Genomic DNA, 920 nt, shown 5'->3' with positions numbered 1-920 from the left:
CTAGGGTGTGTTTCCTCGATCAGGCAGGGTGAGGCCGATCCGGCCGGGCGCGTAGCCAGATCATGATGTCGGCGATCTGGATGGTGGCGCGGTAGCGGCGGGCGAGTTTGTCGTAGCGGATGGCCACGGCGCGGTACTGCTTGCGCCGGTTCATCAGGCGTTCGATGTGGTTGCGGCGGCGGTAGCGGGTGCGGTCGAAGGCGGGCGGCCTGCCGCCGTGGCGTCCTTTGGCCCGGCGGTGGGCGACCTGGTCGCGGGGCTGGGCAATGGTGGCCTGGATGTGCCGGCGGCGCAGCAGCATGCGGTTGGTGGCCGAACTGTAGGCCTTGTCGCCGGTCAGGCTGTCCAGCCGTTTGCGTGGTCGGCCGATGCCGCCCGGCCGGGGCACCCGGATGCGCTCCAGCAGTACCGGCAACTGCCGGGTATCGGCGTCTTGGCCCGGTGTCAGGACGGTGGCCAGGTTGCGGCCCTGCCCGTCGCCGATCGTGTGAATCTTGGTGCTCAGCCCGCCCCGCGACCGCCCGAGCGCTTGTGCCCGGGCCGCCTGCGCCGGCGGGCACCCGCTTTTCGCGCACCCGCCGCGTGCTGGTGAGCTCGCACCACCGTGGAGTCGATCTGGCCGTGATAGTCCAGATCGCCCGCCGCATCGGCACGGATCTGCAGATACTCCTCGATCCGGGCCCAGGTGCCGTCGACCTCCCAGCGGGCGAAGCGCTTGTACAACGTCTGCCAGGGACCGTACCGCTCGGGCACATCCCGCCACGGCACGCCGGTGCGTACCCGCCACACGATGCCGTTGAGCACCTGCCGGTGATCACGCCAGCGACCGCCACGCCGGGGATCCATTGGCGGCAGCAGCGGTGCGATCACCTGCCATTCCTCATCAGTCAGTTCAAACCGCCTGCCCATGTCATGAGCAG

General features: G+C 69.8%; 1 pseudogene. It reads right to left on the bottom strand.

What is annotated here, in order from left to right:
* Nucleotides 1–19 precede the first annotated feature (19 nt).
* A pseudogene (locus tag Psi01_RS42945) lies at nucleotides 20–909 on the bottom strand (IS5 family transposase).
* Nucleotides 910–920 lie beyond the last annotated feature (11 nt).

Origin of the sequence: Paraplanobispora siamensis, assembly GCF_016863175.1 — a bacterium.
Taxonomy (GTDB): domain Bacteria; phylum Actinomycetota; class Actinomycetes; order Streptosporangiales; family Streptosporangiaceae; genus Planobispora; species Planobispora siamensis.
The sequence above is the reverse complement of the archived record's forward strand: the minus strand, read 5'-3'. Positions and strand labels throughout refer to the sequence as shown.